The organism is Streptomyces sp. NPDC001513, from assembly GCF_042894695.1.
GTDB lineage: Bacteria > Actinomycetota > Actinomycetes > Streptomycetales > Streptomycetaceae > Streptomyces.
In genome coordinates this window covers 92,393-108,429 of record NZ_JBIAVU010000018.1, presented here as the reverse complement: position 1 = coordinate 108,429, position 16,037 = coordinate 92,393, and the positions used below count along the sequence as shown (strand labels likewise).

Below are 16,037 nucleotides of genomic sequence, written 5' to 3'. Positions count from 1 at the left end.
CAGTTCCCTCGCGACCTGTGATCCGGGCCGGCTCAGCTTACGGGAGCCGCCGCCGGACGTTCCGGCGCTTCACCGGCACCGGCACCCGAGGCGACCCCGGAGTCGGAGTCGGACTCGGCCTCGGCGCGGCTGAGCGCGGCGTTGCGGGTGTCCGGCATCAGGACGTACGTCACCAGGGAGACGAGGGCGCACCCGGAGACGTACCAGAAGAACATCTTCTCGTGGCCGCTGTTCTTGAACCACAGCGCCACGTACTCCGCCGTGCCGCCGAAGAGCGCGTTGGCGATCGCGTACGGCAGCGCCACGCCCAGGGCGCGCACCCGGGTCGGGAACAGCTCCGCCTTCACCGCGGCGTTGATCGAGGTGTACCCGGTGATGATCACGAGGGCCAGCAGGGACAGGCCCAGCGCGGACCAGTACGAGGACGCGGAGCCGAGGGCGGTCATGATCGGGTACGTGCCCACGGTGCAGCCCACCGCGAAGGTGATCAGCAGCGGGCGGCGGCCGATCCGGTCGGACAGCATCCCGGCGAAGGGCTGCAGCACGGCGAAGAGCGTCAGGGCGGTGAAGCTGACCAGGGTGGCGGTCGTCTTCGGCATGCCCGCGCTGCCGACCAGGTACTTGGTGAGGTAGGTGGTGTACGTGTAGTAGGCCACGGTGCCGCCGAGGGTGAGCGCCATGACCAGGCCCGCCTGCCGCCGGTAGAGCCACAGGGCCTTCAGCGTGCCGCGGGTGCTGTCGTCGTGGGCGTCCTCGCCCGCCGACTCCTCCTTGAAGGCGTCGGTCTCCTGGAGCCGGCGGCGCAGCCAGAAGACGACCACCGCGAACAACGCCCCGAGGAGGAAGGGGATCCGCCACCCCCAGCTCTCCAACTGGGCCGTGGTGAGGGTGTGCTGCATCGTGATCAGGATGCCCAGGCCGAGCAGCTGGCCGCAGGTCATCGACACGTACTGGAAGGAGGAGCCGAGCCCGCGCCGGTTGCGGGCCGAGGCCTCGGTCAGGTAGGTGGCACTGGCCGCGTACTCGCCGCCGATGCTCATCCCCTGGAGCAGGCGGGCGAGCAGCAGCACCAGAGCGCCGAAGTAGCCGGCCTGTCCGTAGGTCGGGGCCACGGCGATCAGCAGGGCCGCCACGGACATCATGGTGACGGTGAGGGTGAGGGCGCTCTTGCGGCCGTTCCGGTCGGCGGCGCGGCCCAGGATCCACCCGCCGACGGGGCGCATCAGGAAGCCGACGGCGAAGATGCCCGCCGTGTTCATCAGCTGCGTGGTCGGATTGTCGCCGGGGAAGAAGGAGTCGGCGAAGTAGATCGCGAAGCTGGCGTAGACGAACCAGTCGTACCACTCGACGAGGTTGCCCAGCGATCCGCCGATCAGGGCGAGACGGCGCTTCGCGCGCTCGTCCCCGGGCGGTGAAGCGGGCATGACGGCGGACGCGGACATGGCGGCTCCTGACGGATGTCCCCGAGGGGAGAGGGAGAAATGCCCCGGTGGCGGGGAAGTGTCCCGAGCATGCGTCGGCCGTTGTACCCGGACAAGCTCCGGCACGCAGATCTAACGTTCCGCTAAGAAAGCCGCCGGGCTGCGGGGATTTCACGGCTCGGTCATGTGCACGTCATATCCGCTCCATGGCGGCCACCCGCAGGTGGCCCACGGTGGGGGCGCCGGCCCGGGAGCACCCCAGGAGATCGAACCGCGGCCTGGCCCCCCACCCCATACGATGAGCAGGAGGCAGGATGAGCGTGATCAGGAGAAGGCGGACACCGGTCGTGGCAGTGGCGACCCTCGTGGCCCTGGGAGTCGTCGCCGGGCCGGCGCACGCCCGCGGCGACCACGGCGCGCCGCCGTCCCTGCCCCAGGTGCAGGCCTCCCTGGAGACGCCCTCCCTGTTCGACGACGAGGCCGGCGGCAACGCGAACGCCGACGACCCCGCGATCTGGCGCAACGAGAAGGACCCGGACCGCAGCCTGGTCATCGCCACCGCCAAGGAGGGCGGCCTGCGCGTGTACGACCTCGACGGGCGCCAGGTGCAGTCCCTGCCGGCCCCGCCGCCCCCGCGCGACGGCGACGCGCCCGGCCGCTTCAACAACGTCGACCTGATCACCGGGCTCCGCTTCCCCGGCGGCGGCCGCCACGACGTGGCCGTCGTCTCCGACCGCGGCCGCGACCAGCTGCGCGTCTACCGGATCGACCCCCGCCGGCCCTCCGCCCCGCTGGTGGACGTCACCGACGAGTCGGCTGCCCCGCAGGTCTTCTCCACCGGCCAGGACGAGGTCAACGACCAGCGCACCGTCTACGGCCTGGCCGCGTACACCGACCGCCGCAGCGGCCGTTCCTTCGCCGTCACCAGCCGGCGCCACGCCACCGCCCTCGCCCTCGCCGAACTCCAGCCCAACGCGCAGGGGAAGGTCGGCTACCGCACCGTCCGCACCACCTCGCTGCCGTCCTCCTTCACGCTCCCCGACGGGAAGAAGTGGAGCCCGTGCGGTGAACCGGGCGAACTCCCGCAGGTCGAGGGCATGGTCATCGATCCCGACACCGGTGACCTGTACGCGGGCCAGGAGGACGTCGGCATCTGGAAGCTGGACGCCGACCTGAGGTCCCCCGCCCGCCTGATCGAGAAGGTCCGCTCCTTCGGGGTGCCCGGCACCTGGAACCCCGGGACCGAGGAATGCGACGCGGGCGCCGACCCCGGCTTCGGCGGCCGGCACGTCTCCGCCGACGTGGAGGGCCTGACCATCTGGCGCGACCCCGAGCACCCCGGCCACGGCGGCTACCTGCTCGCCTCCAGCCAGGGCGACGACACCTTCGCCGTCTTCGACCGAGAGCGCGGCAACGCGTACGTCCGCAGCTTCCGCATCGCGGCGGGCACCAGGCCCGGTGCCCCCGACGGGTCGCAGGAGTGCGACGGCGCCGCCGTCACCAGCGCACCGCTCGGCACGAAGTTCCCGAACGGCCTGCTGGTCGTCCAGGACGGCGCCAACACCCCTGAGACCACGGGTCCCGACGGGGAGGCCCGCACCGACACCGACTTCAAGTTCGTGGACCTGGGCCGCCTCGAACGGGCCGTGCGCCTCTGACCTTGGGCCCCCCGGCCCGGCCTCGCCGAGGGCGGCGGGACCGGGCGGGCCGGGACAGGCCGGGACCGGACGCCGCCGCGTTCGCGCGGCTCGGTAGGATCGCGACCGCATACGACGGAAGGCGATCATGGCGGACAGTCCCCTCAGGCCCAGCTCGTTGATCAACACGGTCTACGGGGCGTTCCTGCGACGCCTCGGAGGCTGGATCTCCGTAGCCGACCTGGTCACCCTGATGTCCGAACTGGACGTCGACGGCCCGGCGGCGCGCTCGGCGATCTCCCGGCTCAAGAAGAAGGGCGTCCTCGAACCGGAACGCCGCGGCGCCACCGGGTACCGGCTCAGCCCGGCCGCCCAGCCCGTCTTTGACGAGGGCGACCGGCGCATTTTCGGCAGCCTGGAACCGGCGAAGCTGAGCGACGGCTGGGCCATGGCCGTCTTCTCCGTACCGGAGTCCGAACGGTCGTACCGCTACCAGCTGCGCACCCGGCTGAGCTGGCTGGGCTTCGGCAACATCGCCCCCGGTGTGTGGCTGGCCCCCGGCCGCCTGCTCGGCGACGCCCGCGACATGCTCGTCCGCCTCGGACTCAGCGACTACGTCCACCTGTTCGCCGCCGACTACGCCGCCTTCAGCGAGCTGCCCGAGACCGTCAGCTCCTGGTGGGACTTCCCGGCGATCGAGGAGCAGTACGCGGGCTTCACCCAGGCCTACGGGCCCCTCGCCGCGCAGCTGACCGAGCAGCGCGACATCGACGGCGCCGAGGCCTTCCGCGCCTACGTCCCGATGCTCACCCAGTGGCGCCGCCTCCCGTACCTCGACCCGGGCCTGCCCGCCGAACTGCTCCCCGCCGACTGGAACGCCGTCGCCGCACGGCAGATCTTCCAACAGCTGAACGAGGTCCTGGCCGCGCCCGGCCTGCGCCACGTACAGGAGGTCACCGGCCTGTCGGAGGAGCCCCCGGGTTCCGGGGCGGTGTAGCGCACGCGGCCTCCCGGCCGGGTCCTGCTCCGGGAGGCCGCTCGGTCCGGGCCTGGCGCGTGCCGCTCAGCGCCCCGTCGGCTGGTGCAGGCGCCGCCAGTACCCGGCGAGGTCGTCCACGGCCGAGGTGACCGAGTCCAGCCGCATCGTGGTGCGGGAACCCCGTTCGTAGCGCGCCCACTTCGGCATGGGGGCGTGGTTGGGGTCGCCGGTGCGGATGAAGGAGATCCAGGACGCGTGCATGGCCGAGGCCAGGCCGTCACGGACCCGGGGGTTCAGCCCCGCCAGGAACGGCGCCTGCGACCACTTGTCGAAGTTGTCGAACGCGAACGGCAGCTCCAGGCAGTGCGCCGCCCGCAGTTGGCCGTCGTAGGCGGGCGTCGGGAGGTCGAACTGGTACGCCCAGACCGGCCGCCCGCGGGCCGCCCGCCGCTCCGCCAGCGAGACGGCCGGCATGCGGAACAGGTCGTCGCCGACCAGGTCCATGAGCACGTCGAGCGGGCGGGCGCCCGGCCGGGACTCCTCGTACGCGGTGTAGGCCTCGCCCGCCCGCGCCCCGAAGGTGTTGCGCACCCTCGCGAGCACCTGGTCCTTGGTCACGTCGGCGTAGGCCCGGTTGAGCGCGAAGGCGAGGTTGGCCTCCTCCCGGGTCCAGCCGATGAGGACCTCGATGTCCGCCCCCGGGCCGCTGAGCAGCAGGTCGGCCGGATTGCGGTCCATCGTCCCCTCGTCGATCACCGGCAGGTAGGGGGTCGACCAGTACCCCCACTTCTCGGTGCGCCCGAACAACTCGAAGGTGGCGGCGACCAGCTGGGGCCAGGGCACGGCGCGCGCGGCGGCCACGTCCCGCACCTTGAGGATCTCGAGATAGGCGGCGCTGCGCTGGAGCGACTCCGCCCGGGTGGGGATCTGCAGCCCGAGCGGCGGGCTCTGCAGGATGGCCCGCCGGAACAGCGGGCGGCCGGCGGGCCGGGCGCCGGCGAGCGCCGCCACCGAGAAGGCGCCGCCGGACTGCCCGGCGAGGGTGATGTTGTCCGGGTCGCCGCCGAACTTGGCGATGTTGTCCCGTACCCAGCGCAGCGCGGCGAGCTGGTCGGTGAACCAGAAGTTCCCGCCGGCGCCGTCCTCGCCGAAATAGAGGTATCCCAGCGGTCCCAGACGGTAGTTGAGGGTCACGACGACGAGGTCGCCGTCGCGCGCGAAGGTTTCGCCGGAGTAGTTGGGCAGTGAACCGGAACCGGAGATGAAGCCGCCGCCGTGGATCCAGACCAGCACGGGGCGCTTGGCGGCATCGGCCGCCGGGGTCCAGACATTGAGCGTGAGGCAGTCCTCGCTGAACGGGGGCGCGCCGTGGTTGCCGAGCGGCCCGGCAGCCCCCTGGTCGGGCTGCGGTGCGCTCGGGCCGAAGGCGGTCGCCTCGCGCGTCCCCTGCCATGCGGGGTGCGGCTGCGCGGGCCGCCATCTGAGGGCGCCGACCGGGGGCGCCGCGTAGGGCACGCCCTTGAACACGGCGAGCCCGCCCTCGACGACTCCGCGCAGCCGGCCCGCGGGCAGCTCCACGACGGGCGAGGGCTCGTTCGCCCGGGGGGCGGCCTGCGCCGGGTGGCCGCCCGGGAGGCCGGAGAGGAACGCGGCGCCGGCCAACACCCCGCTGTTCTTGAGGACTTTGCGCCGCGATGGATCGTCGGTCATGGTGCTTCACTCCCTGACGTATCGGGGCCCCGCTGCCGTGAATGGCATTGCGTGAAATTGACGAGGGTCAGTGCTACGGCATACGCGAGACTCGAGTCAAGGGGCGGAGCACATTCTCCATGCATATCTCGCGAACTATTGACGAGCGTCGCTAGAGCGCGATAGACACGTGTCACCTCCCCCGCCTTCCCCCCACCTCGCACCCTCCTCCCGCACCCCATCGGCACCATCCGGTCCGCCAGGGCCGGGTCACAACGTACGGAGTCCCCATGGCAGGTCGGTTCCGCCCCGTAGGTCTGATCACCGCCGTCACCGGCCTCTTGCTGGCCACGGCCTGCGGCGGTGCCAGCCTCGGCAACGGCGAAGGCAACAAGCAGAGCGGGCCCGTGAAGATCGGGCTCCTGGTCCCGCAGTCCGGGACCTACAAGGCGCTCGGCGACGACATGAAGCAGGGCTTCGAGCTCTACGTCGCCCAGCACGGCGGCAAGCTCGGCGGCCGCGAGGTGCAGATCGTCGTCGCCGACGAGGGGGAGACGGCCGACTCCGGCAAGGCGGCGGCCGAGAAGCTCGTCAAGCAGGACCGGGTGCTGGCGGTCAGCGGGGTGGTCAGCTCGGCCACCATCAACGGGGTCAAGGACCTCTTCGAGACCAACAAGGTGCCCCTCGTCGGCTCCAACGCCTCACCCACGACCCTGACCGGAACCAAATACGTCTGGCGCACCTCCTACGTCAACGACGAGCCGGGCAAGGCCCTGGGCAGGCACGTCGCCGAGAAGGCCGGCGGCCCGGTCTTCCTCGTCGCCGCGGGCTACCAGGCGGGCAAGGACGAGATCGAGGGCTTCAAGTCCACCTTCCTCCCCGCCGGCGGCAAGATCGCGGGGGAGGAGGTCTACACCCCGTTCCCGGCCACCAAGAACTTCCAGCCCTACCTCGCGCAGATCGAGAACTCCGGCGCCAAGGCCGTCTTCTGCTTCTACGCCGGAGGCGCGGCCGTCGACTTCGTCAAGCAGTACCGGGACTTCGGACTGGCCGGCAAGATCCCGCTCTACGCACCCGGCTTCCTCACCGAGGGCGGCGTACTGAAGGGACAGGGAGAGGCGGCCAACGGCATCCTCACCGCGCTCAACTACAGTGCCGACCTGGACAACGCCGCCAACAAGCAGTTCGCGCCCGCCTACCGCACCGCCTACGGCGCCGACCCGACCACCTACGCGATGGCCTCCTGGGACGCGGCGCAGGTCCTCGACAAGGCGATCAAGGCGGCCGGTGGCACAGTGACCCCGGAGACGGTCAACGCCGCCATCGCCACGGTGGGGGACATCGACAGCCCGCGCGGCACCTGGCGGTTCAACAGCGGCGGCACCCCCGAGCAGCCCTGGTACCTGCGCGAGGTCCGGCAGGGCGCCAACACCGTCGCCGGCGACCTCGGCCGACTGGGCGGCTGACATGGGCGGATGGCTGGACGGCAACGTCGTCAGCGTCGTCGACGGAGTCGCCTTCGGACTGCTGCTGTTCACGATCGCGGTGGGTCTCTCCCTGGTCTTCGGCATGATGGACGTCCTCAACCTGGCGCACGGCACGCTCTACCTCGCGGGCGCCTACACCGCCTACGCGCTCTCCGACGGAACCCTGCCGGGCCTCCTCCTCGCCCTGGCGGCCGGCGCCCTGGTGGGCGCCCTCGGGGGAGCGGCGCTGACGGCGCTCACCCAGCCGCTGGCCCGGCGCGGGCACCTGGACCAGGCCGTGCTCACGCTCGGCATCACCTTCATCGTCGCCGACCTCCTCGCCGCCTCCTTCGGCGGCGAGGTGCTCCCCACCGACCCGCCGACCGCGCTGCGCGGGACGGTGGACCTCCTCGGCCACACCTATCCGGTGTACCGGCTGGTGTTCATCGCCGTCGCCGCCTGCCTCGCGACCGTCGTGTACCTCGTCTTCGAACGCAGCTCGCTCGGGGCCCTGGTGAGGGCCACCGTCGCGGACCGGGACATGGTCCGCGCCCAGGGCGTCGACATCCGCAAGGTGCTCTACGGGGTCTTCGCGTCCGGGGCGGCCCTGGCAGCCGTCGGCGGAGTCCTCGGCGCACCGATCCTGGGACCCGGGCCGGGCGTCGACGAGAGCGTGCTCGTCCTCTCGCTCGTCGTCGTGGTCGTCGGCGGCCTCGGCTCCGTACGCGGCGCGCTCGCCGGCGCCCTGCTCATCGGCCAGGTCCAGACGCTCGGCGTGGCCCTGCTCCCGGAGTACGCGCCCTTCCTCCTCTTCGGGACCATGCTGCTGGTGCTCGTCGTCCGCCCGCACGGCCTGGTCGCGTCGGCGGTGCGCACATGAGCCACTCCGCGACGTCCACGTCCGCCTCGACACAGCCGGGCTCCACCACCCGGCGACTGCTGGTCACCGCCGTGGTCACCGCACTCGCCCTGGCCCCCTTCCTCCTCGGCTCGTACGCCATCGGCACCCTCTCCCGGGTCCTGGTCTTCGCCCTGCTCGCCCTGAGCGTGAACCTGCTCACCGGCCTGACCGGACTGCCCACCCTCGGACAGTCCGCCTACTTCGGCGTCGGCGCCTACACGGGGGCGATCGTCGCGACCCGGCTCACCGACATCGGCGCACTCCAACTCCTCGTCGCCGCGGCCGTCTCCGCGCTGGTGGCCGTGCCGACCGGATGGCTCGCCGTCCGGGCCCGCGGAGTGGTGTTCCTGATGCTGACGCTGGCCGTCGGCGAGATCGCGTACAGCGCCGCGGTCAACTGGAAGACGCTCACCAACGGCAGCGACGGCATGTCCGGCATCCCGCCCGTCGTCCCGCTGCCCGGCATGCCCGCGCTGGAGCTCGACGGACTGGTCTACTTCTACGTACTGGCCGTGTTCCTGCTGCTCTTCACGGCCGTCAGCCGGCTCGGCTCGACCCCCTTCGCCCTCGCCCTGCGCGGAATCCGCGACAACGAGGCCCGCATGAAGGCCATCGGCTACCCCACCCGGCGGTACGCCCTGACCGTCTACTGCGGCGCCGCGGCGCTGGCCGGCGCCGCCGGGTCGCTGTGGGTCTCCGTGCAGCGGTTCGTCTCGCCCGGCGACGCCGGATTCGAGATCGCGGCCCTGGCGCTGCTGGCCGTCGTCATCGGCGGCTCGGGTTCGATGTGGGGGACCTGCGCCGCGGCCGCGCTGATCTGGACCACCCGCGACCACCTCGGGAACCTGGAGGCCGTCGCCGGGCGCGGGCCGCTGCTGCTCGGGCTGCTCTTCGTCATCGCCGTCTACACACTGCCCCGCGGGCTGGCCGGCGTACGGCTCCCGTCGAGGCCGACCCGGAAGAGGACGGCGTGACCGATCCCGCACCCGATCTCCTGGAACTACGCGGAGTCTCGAAGCACTTCGGCTCCTTCCGGGCCGTGGACGAGGTGGGCTTCACCGTGCGCGCCGGCGCGCGCCACGCCGTCATCGGCCCGAACGGCGCCGGCAAGTCCACGCTGTTCGGCCTCGTCTCCGGCACCCTGGCCGCCACCGCCGGCTCCCTGCTCCTCGACGGGCGGGACGTGACCCGGCTGCCCGTGCACCGACGGGTCGGACTCGGCATCGCCGCGACCTTCCAGCACTCCAGCCTCTTCCTGCCGGAGACCGTGCTGGAGAACGTCCTGCTCGCCGCGTTGCGCCGGGCCGGGGCCGGGGCCGGGGCAGGCGTCGAGGCCGCGGCCGGAGCGGGGCTCGGCGGCCGGCGGAAGGCCGGGGCCCGGGCCGCCGCGACGGCGCGGGCGCGCACCCTGCTGGAGCGCGTCGGCCTCCCCACCCGGCACGACGTGCCGGCGGCGGAGCTCTCGCACGGCGAACGGCGCCAGCTGGAGGTCGCCGTGGCACTCGCCACCGAACCGCGGCTGCTGCTCCTGGACGAACCGGCCGCCGGCATGTCGCCGGCGGAGACGGAGCGGCTCACCCGGCTGATCGCGGCCCTGCCCGACGACGTGACCGTACTCCTCATCGAACACGACCTCGACATGGTCTTCGAACTCGCCGACACCGTGACCGTCATGCACCTCGGCCACCACCTCACCACCGGCCCCCCGGACGAGGTGCGGGCCTCCGCCGAGGTCCAGAGCGCCTACCTGGGCACCACGGAGGTCTCCTCGTGAAACCGTTCTTCAGCGTGCGCGACCTGCGCTCCGGCTACTCCGGCGGCGTCGTCCTGGGCGGCGTCGACCTCGACCTCGAAGCGGGCGGGACCCTCGCCGTCCTCGGGCGCAACGGGGTCGGGAAGACCACCCTCATCTCGACCGTCATGGGATTCGTCCGGCCCTACGAGGGCAGCGTCGCGCTCGACGGCCGGGAGATCGGCGGCGCCCGCGTGGACGTGATCGCCCGGGCCGGGGTGGGCGTCGTCCCGCAGGGGCGCCGGGTGTTCGCACCGCTGACCGTGGCGGAGCACCTCGCGATCGCCGCGCCACGGCGCCGCGTGCGGGGGCCGTGGACCCGGGCGCGCGTCCTCGACCTGCTGCCGAGGCTGGGGGAGCGGCTGGGACACCGCGGGGACGAGCTCTCCGGCGGGGAACAGCAGATGCTCGCCATCGCCCGGGCCCTGCTGGGCAATCCGCGGCTGCTGCTCCTCGACGAACCGTCCGACGGTCTCGCCCCCGCGATCGTCGCGCAGGTGGGCGAGGTGATCCGCGAGGTGAGCGCGCAGGGCATGACGGTCGTCCTCGTCGAGCAGAACCTGGGGCTCGCCCTGTCCGCCGCCCAGCAGGTGGCCGTCATGCAGAAGGGCCGCATCGTGCACCGGGCGGCCGCGGCCGCATTCGCGTCCAGCCCCGAAGACCGGCGGCGTCTGCTGGGCGTCGGCGTCGACTGATACCGGAAGGACTCACCGATGGTCCCCTCTCCCGACCGCGAACCGCCCTTCACCGCCCTCGGCCGCACGGTGGTGCTCGTCGCGGACGCCGAAGCCGCCCTGGGCTTCTACCGGGACGTCCTGGGCTTCGTGGTGCTGCACGACCAGACCGCCGACGGCTACCGCTACCTGCACATCGGCCTGCCCGGCCCGACCGGGCGGCCGGCGGCCGGTATCTGGCTGATGCCCGTGACCGCGGCCGGGGAACGCGAGCTGATCGGCCGTCAGTGCGGTGGCCGGCCGCTGCTCGTCCTGTACACGGACGACGTGGGCCGGACCGGAGCCCACCTGCGGGCCCAGGGTGTGCGGGTGTGGAACGAACGGGTGGGGGACGAGGGCCGTTCCCTGCACTTCGCCGACCTGTACGGCAACGTCATCGTGGCGGCGCAGCCACCGGGTTCCTGAGCGCCCGGGCGAGGTGGCGGGCGGTGTCGCGGGTACGGCGCGGTACGCGGCGGCCGCCCTCGACGAGCCGGGCGGCCCGGCCCATCACCCGCAGCGCCCGTACGGACCCCACGGCGGGCACGGCGTCCATCAGGGCCCCCATCGCCGTGTCGGTCTCGCGCCAGTCGCCCGCCAGGGCCAGGACCCGGGCGAGCTCCGCCGCGAACAGCACCCGGTAGGCCGGGCCGTCACCATCGGCGTGCGCCGCGCCGTGCAGGAGGGCGGCCGCCGCGTCCAGGTCCCCCAAGGCGGCCCGCGCCAGCCCCTGGTGGCCTTCGAGCTCGGGCCGGTCGAACCACCAGGCCCACGACGGGTCCCGGTCCGTCGGCGGGTCGGCGAGCAGCTCGGCGGCGGTGCGCAGGGCCCGCCCGGCCTCGGGCCCGCGCCCCAGCCGGGCCAGCGCCCGCCCCGCGCGCACCTGGAAGATCGCCGCGACGCGCCCGGGAAGATCCTCGCGGGCCAGCACGGACGAGGCGATCCGAAGGGAACGCGCGGGCCGGCCCAGGTGCTCCTCCTGCATCGCCAGCACCGCGAGCACCAGGGGTTCCACGGTGGCGGGTCCGGCCCCGCGGCCGCCGCGGGCCAGCTCCAGGGCCCGCCGGTGGAGCCGCCGGGACAGGCCGTGCCGTTCGGCGTCGAAGGCGATCCACGCGGCGACCTGGAACAGCTCGGCGTGCGCGGCCCGCCCCGCGTCGTCCCGTACCGGCCCGCCGCCATCGACCGTACGGACGGCCTCCAGGGCCGCGCCCACCGCCCACCGCGCCCCGGCCGCCACATCGAGCGCGACGAGCCCCTCCGCCAGGGCCTTCACCTCGGCCACCGACACCTCGCCCTCCACCGGCCCCCCTTCCATCGATTCGGCCGCCTCCTCGCGCCGGGCCGGCCGACACCGCCGTGGCTGCACGGCTGCGGCGATCCACGGCGTGAGGATGGGGCCATGGCCGACACCTTCGCTTCGCGCACCATCGACGTGACGACCGGGGACCGGGAGACGGTCCACGACCTGACCGCTGCCTGTGCCGCCTTCCTCGCGGAGGTGGCACGGGGCCAGTGCGGACTGCTGAACCTCTTCACGCCCCACGCGACCGCCGGCCTCGCCGTCATCGAGACGGGAGCGGGCAGCGACGACGACCTCCTGACGGCCCTGGGGTCCCTCCTGCCCGCCGACGACCGCTGGCGGCACCGGCACGGATCCCCCGGCCACGGGCGGGACCACGTACTGCCCGCGATCGTCCCGCCCCACGCGACGCTGCCGGTGATCGACGGGACGCTCGCGCTGGGCACCTGGCAATCCGTCACCCTGGTGGACACCAACCGGGACAACCCCCGGCGCCGGGTCCGTCTGTCCTTCCTCGGCTGCTGAAAGATCGTCAGGAAGGGGGCGCAGGGGTGAAGACGTCACCATCATGACAGGTCAGACGGCATTTTCGTAGGACCAAGGGCACAGCCGGATTGTCTTGTTCGGACCCCTGTGCGGCTTTGAGAATCATCGTCATGACTCACACAGCACACCCCAGCCACGACGCCGTACTCCGAGCCCGAGTGGCCCTCCTCGGATCACAGGCGCTGCCGGTCCGGCAGGAGGTGGCCGCCTACCGCGTGCTCGCGCAGGTGAGTCCGCTGGCGTATCTGCCCCTGCTGACCGACGCGTTGTACCAGTACAGCCGCCACGAGTTCGCCCATCTGCCCGAGACGGCCCTGGCCCTGCGGGCCGAGGCCGTCGCAGCCGCCCGCCGCGTGTACGCCATGGAGCCCGGCCGGGCACGTCTGCTCGTCGGCGCGCTGCTCCGCTACAAGAGGCAGCTGGCACGCATGGGCCGGGAGGCGGAACTCGACGCCGTGGACCAGGAGATAGCCCGAGTGGAGTGACCGCCACCGGCCGAGCCGGGGCGTGCTCGGGCCGATGGGCCGCGCCGCCTCCCGGAGAGTCCGGGCCGGCCGGCCGAAGCGGGGCGGCCGGCCCGGACGTCGGGTCACACGAGGTCGAAGCGGTCCAGCCTCATCACCTTGTCCCAGGCGGCGACGAAGTCCTTCACGAACTTCGCCTTCGCGTCGTCGCTCGCGTAGACCTCCGCGAGTGCGCGCAGCTCCGAGTTCGACCCGAAGACCAGGTCGGCGCGGGTGCCGGTCCACTTGACGGCGCCCGTGGCGGCGTCACGGCCCTCGAAGGTGCTCTCGTCCCCGGCCGTCGCCTTCCACGTCGTACCCAGGTCGAGCAGGTTGACGAAGAAGTCGTTGGTCAGGGACCCGGGGGAGGTGGTGAAGACGCCGTGCGAGCTCTGCTGGTGGTTCGCGCCGAGGACGCGCAGGCCACCGACCAGGACGGTCAGCTCGGGCGCGCTCAGGTTCAGCAGGTTCGCCCGGTCGAGCAGCAGGTATTCGGCCGGCAGCCGGTTGCCCTTCCCGAGGTGGTTGCGGAACCCGTCGGCGGTCGGCTCCAGCGCGGCGAACGACTCCACGTCCGTCTGCTCCTGCGCCGCGTCGGCGCGGCCCGGCGCGAAGGGCACCTCGACGTCGAAACCGGCGTCCTTGGCGCCCTGTTCGACGGCGGCCGCACCGGCGAGCACGATCAGGTCGGCGAGCGAGATCCGCTTGCCGCCGGACTGGGCGGCGTTGAAGGACTCCTGAATCCCCGTCAGCGTGCGCAGCACCGTCGCCAGCTGGTCGGGCTCGTTGACCTCCCACCCGCTCTGCGGCTGGAGGCGGATGCGCGCGCCGTTGGCACCGCCGCGCTTGTCGCTGCCGCGGAACGACGAGGCCGAGGCCCACGCCGTGGACACGAGCTGGGACACCGTCAGGTCCGAGGCGAGGACCTGCTCCTTGAGGGAGGCGATGTCGGCGGCGCCGACGAGCTCGTGCGTGACCGGCGGGAGCGGGTCCTGCCACAGCAGCGTCTCGGCCGGGACCTCCGGGCCGAGGTAGCGCACGACGGGGCCCATGTCACGGTGGGTCAGCTTGTACCAGGCGCGGGCGAAGGCGTCCGCGAACTCGGCGGGGTTCTCCAGGAAGCGCCGGGAGATCTGCTCGTAGGCCGGGTCGATCCGCAGCGAGAGGTCGGTCGTCAGCATCGTCGGAGCGTGGCTCTTGGACGCGTCGTGGGCGTCGGGCACGGTACCCTCGCCCGCCCCGTCCTTCGGCCGCCACTGGTGGGCGCCGGCCGGGCTCTTGAACAGCTCCCACTCATAGCCGAAGAGGATCTCGAAGAAGCTGTTGTCCCAGGTGATCGGGGTGTTCGTCCAGATGCCCTCCAGACCGCTGGTGATCGCGTCGGCGCCCTTGCCGGTACCGAAGGAGTTCGCCCAGCCGAGGCCCTGCTGCTCGATCGAGGCGGCCTCGGGGTCCGCGCCGACGCTCTCCGCCGGGCCCGCGCCGTGGGTCTTGCCGAAGGTGTGGCCGCCCGCGATCAGGGCGACCGTCTCCTCGTCGTTCATCGCCATCCGGCGGAACGTCTCACGGATGTCGCGCGCGGCGGCCAGCGGGTCCGGAGTGCCGTTCGGGCCCTCCGGGTTGACGTAGATGAGGCCCATCTGGACCGCGCCGAGCGGGTTCTCCAGCTCGCGGTCGCCGGTGTAGCGCTCGTCGTCGAGCCAGGTGGTCTCGGGACCCCAGTAGACGTCCTCGTCGGGCTCCCAGACGTCCGCGCGACCGCCGCCGAAGCCGAAGGTCTCGAAGCCCATCTGCTCCAGGGCCACGTTGCCGGTCAGGATCAGGAGGTCGGCCCACGACAGGCTCTGGCCGTACTTCTTCTTGACCGGCCACAGCAGGCGGCGGGCCTTGTCGAGGTTGCCGTTGTCCGGCCAGCTGTTGAGCGGTGCGAAACGCTGCTGGCCGGCCCCGGCGCCACCGCGGCCGTCGCTGATGCGGTAGGTGCCGGCGCTGTGCCAGGCCATCCGGATCATGAAGGGGCCGTAGTGGCCGAAGTCGGCGGGCCACCAGTCCTGCGAGGTGGTCAGCACCTCCGCGATGTCCTGCTTCACGGCCGGGAGATCGAGGGTCTTGAACGCCTCGGCGTAGTCGAACTCCTCACCGAGCGGGTTGGCCACGGCGGGGTTCTTGGCGAGGATCTTCAAGTTGAGCCGTTCCGGCCACCACTGCCGGTTTCCGCCGCCCTGGGTCGGATGCGGGGCGCGCTCGTGGGCGACCGGGCAGCCGCCACCGCCCTCCGACTTGGCGTCTACGACGATTGCATCATGGTTCTCAGACATGGGAATCCTTCCGTACCAGGCGGATCACGGTGTTCAGGAACTGAATGCGAGGGAACTGCCGGGGCGCGGGCCCCGCGCACGGTCTCGGTCTCTGCCTCGTCGGTCGGCTCGACGCCGAGGCGGGCACCGTCCCGGACGGTGTCACCTGCCGCTCTGGAGTCGTCCTGTCTCTTGGCTATCCATCAAACCGATCCTACGATGGACGCAATCCAAGTCAAGAAGCACACCAAGCCCATATTGAGTCGGATCCCCGATGTCGGCCGACAGACCTCGGGCACCCGTCGAACCTGAAACAGGTGAGCCGATATGAGTGACCTGCTGCGGCGGCTGCGCGGGCGTGGCTGGCGGATGACGTCCCAGCGGCGCGTGGTCGCGGAGGTCCTCGACGGAGACCACGTGCACCTCACGGCCGACGAGGTGCACGCCCGTGCGGCGGAGCGGCTGCCCGAGATCTCCCGGGCCACCGTCTACAACGCCCTGGGCGAGCTGGTCGCCCTCGGCGAGGTCGCGGAGGTCACCACCGACGGCCGCGCCAAGCGCTACGACCCCAACGCGCACCACCCGCACCAGCACCTGGTGTGCTCCGGCTGTGGCCTGATCCGCGACGTCCACCCGACCGGAAGCCCCCTGGCCGGCCTCCCGGCGGAGGAACGCTTCGGTTTCACGGTGTCCGGGGTCGAGGTCACCTACCGCGGCCTGTGCCCGACCTGCGCCGGGAGGGCGCGGGAGGGGGCCCGGGAGTGAGCGGGCGCCGAGCGGGTAGACGCCG

Annotated in this window: 15 protein-coding genes; 11 read left to right on the top strand and 4 right to left on the bottom strand. The window is 72.4% G+C overall.

Annotated elements, in window-relative coordinates:
- Positions 1–32: 32 nt before the first annotated feature.
- Complete coding sequence (locus tag ACFYZ4_RS33910) at positions 33–1,424, bottom strand: MFS transporter (RefSeq protein ID WP_390785769.1); 1,392 nt, start codon at positions 1,422–1,424, stop codon at positions 33–35.
- 311 nt (positions 1,425–1,735) lie between these two features.
- On the opposite strand from ACFYZ4_RS33910, the gene ACFYZ4_RS33905 reads away from it, so the two are divergent.
- Positions 1,736–3,079: a phytase gene (locus ACFYZ4_RS33905; protein ID WP_390785716.1), complete on the top strand. Its 1,344-nt coding sequence runs from the start codon at positions 1,736–1,738 to the stop codon at positions 3,077–3,079.
- A gap of 127 nt (positions 3,080–3,206) precedes the next feature.
- Complete coding sequence (locus ACFYZ4_RS33900; RefSeq protein ID WP_390785715.1) at positions 3,207–4,055, top strand: PaaX family transcriptional regulator C-terminal domain-containing protein; 849 nt, start codon at positions 3,207–3,209, stop codon at positions 4,053–4,055.
- A gap of 66 nt (positions 4,056–4,121) precedes the next feature.
- Here the strand turns inward: ACFYZ4_RS33900 and ACFYZ4_RS33895 are convergent, their stop codons facing one another.
- Complete coding sequence (locus ACFYZ4_RS33895) at positions 4,122–5,747, bottom strand: carboxylesterase/lipase family protein (RefSeq protein ID WP_390785714.1); 1,626 nt, start codon at positions 5,745–5,747, stop codon at positions 4,122–4,124.
- Positions 5,748–6,016: 269 nt separating this feature from the next.
- On the opposite strand from ACFYZ4_RS33895, the gene ACFYZ4_RS33890 reads away from it, so the two are divergent.
- Genes ACFYZ4_RS33890 through ACFYZ4_RS33865 form a run of 6 tightly spaced genes read left to right on the top strand, consistent with a single transcriptional unit; the run spans position 6,017 to position 11,024 of the window.
- On the top strand, positions 6,017–7,192 hold the full coding sequence (locus ACFYZ4_RS33890) for an ABC transporter substrate-binding protein (RefSeq protein WP_351301319.1): 1,176 nt from the start codon (positions 6,017–6,019) through the stop codon (positions 7,190–7,192).
- A gap of 1 nt (position 7,193) precedes the next feature.
- A complete protein-coding gene (locus ACFYZ4_RS33885) occupies positions 7,194–8,072 on the top strand; it encodes a branched-chain amino acid ABC transporter permease (protein ID WP_351301316.1) in 879 nt (292 codons plus the stop codon).
- Positions 8,069–9,067: a branched-chain amino acid ABC transporter permease gene (locus ACFYZ4_RS33880; protein WP_390785713.1), complete on the top strand. Its 999-nt coding sequence runs from the start codon at positions 8,069–8,071 to the stop codon at positions 9,065–9,067. Before ACFYZ4_RS33885 ends, ACFYZ4_RS33880 begins: the two co-directional genes overlap by 4 nt.
- A complete protein-coding gene (locus ACFYZ4_RS33875; RefSeq protein ID WP_390785712.1) occupies positions 9,064–9,867 on the top strand; it encodes an ABC transporter ATP-binding protein in 804 nt (267 codons plus the stop codon). The genes ACFYZ4_RS33880 and ACFYZ4_RS33875 overlap by 4 nt, the downstream gene beginning before the upstream one ends.
- A complete protein-coding gene (locus ACFYZ4_RS33870; RefSeq protein ID WP_351301307.1) occupies positions 9,864–10,580 on the top strand; it encodes an ABC transporter ATP-binding protein in 717 nt (238 codons plus the stop codon). Before ACFYZ4_RS33875 ends, ACFYZ4_RS33870 begins: the two co-directional genes overlap by 4 nt.
- An 18-nt stretch (positions 10,581–10,598) precedes the next feature.
- Entirely contained in the window at positions 10,599–11,024 is a 426-nt protein-coding gene (locus ACFYZ4_RS33865) for a VOC family protein (RefSeq protein ID WP_390785711.1), read from the top strand.
- On the opposite strand, the gene ACFYZ4_RS33860 is transcribed toward ACFYZ4_RS33865, so the two are convergent.
- The gene (locus ACFYZ4_RS33860) at positions 10,993–11,916 is read right to left on the bottom strand and encodes a hypothetical protein (RefSeq protein ID WP_390785710.1); all 924 of its coding nucleotides are present in this window, start codon (positions 11,914–11,916) and stop codon (positions 10,993–10,995) included. The genes ACFYZ4_RS33865 and ACFYZ4_RS33860 overlap by 32 nt on opposite strands.
- A gap of 84 nt (positions 11,917–12,000) precedes the next feature.
- Between ACFYZ4_RS33860 and ACFYZ4_RS33855 the strand changes: the two genes are divergently transcribed.
- Complete coding sequence (locus ACFYZ4_RS33855) at positions 12,001–12,426, top strand: YjbQ family protein (RefSeq protein WP_351301298.1); 426 nt, start codon at positions 12,001–12,003, stop codon at positions 12,424–12,426.
- Between the two features lie 131 nt (positions 12,427–12,557).
- Positions 12,558–12,932: a hypothetical protein gene (locus ACFYZ4_RS33850; protein WP_390785709.1), complete on the top strand. Its 375-nt coding sequence runs from the start codon at positions 12,558–12,560 to the stop codon at positions 12,930–12,932.
- Between the two features lie 104 nt (positions 12,933–13,036).
- Here the strand turns inward: ACFYZ4_RS33850 and katG are convergent, their stop codons facing one another.
- Complete coding sequence (gene katG / locus ACFYZ4_RS33845; protein WP_390785708.1) at positions 13,037–15,268, bottom strand: catalase/peroxidase HPI; 2,232 nt, start codon at positions 15,266–15,268, stop codon at positions 13,037–13,039.
- A 306-nt stretch (positions 15,269–15,574) separates the two neighbouring features.
- On the opposite strand from katG, the gene ACFYZ4_RS33840 reads away from it, so the two are divergent.
- A complete protein-coding gene (locus ACFYZ4_RS33840; protein ID WP_351586841.1) occupies positions 15,575–16,012 on the top strand; it encodes a transcriptional repressor in 438 nt (145 codons plus the stop codon).
- The last annotated feature ends 25 nt before the right edge of the window (positions 16,013–16,037 follow it).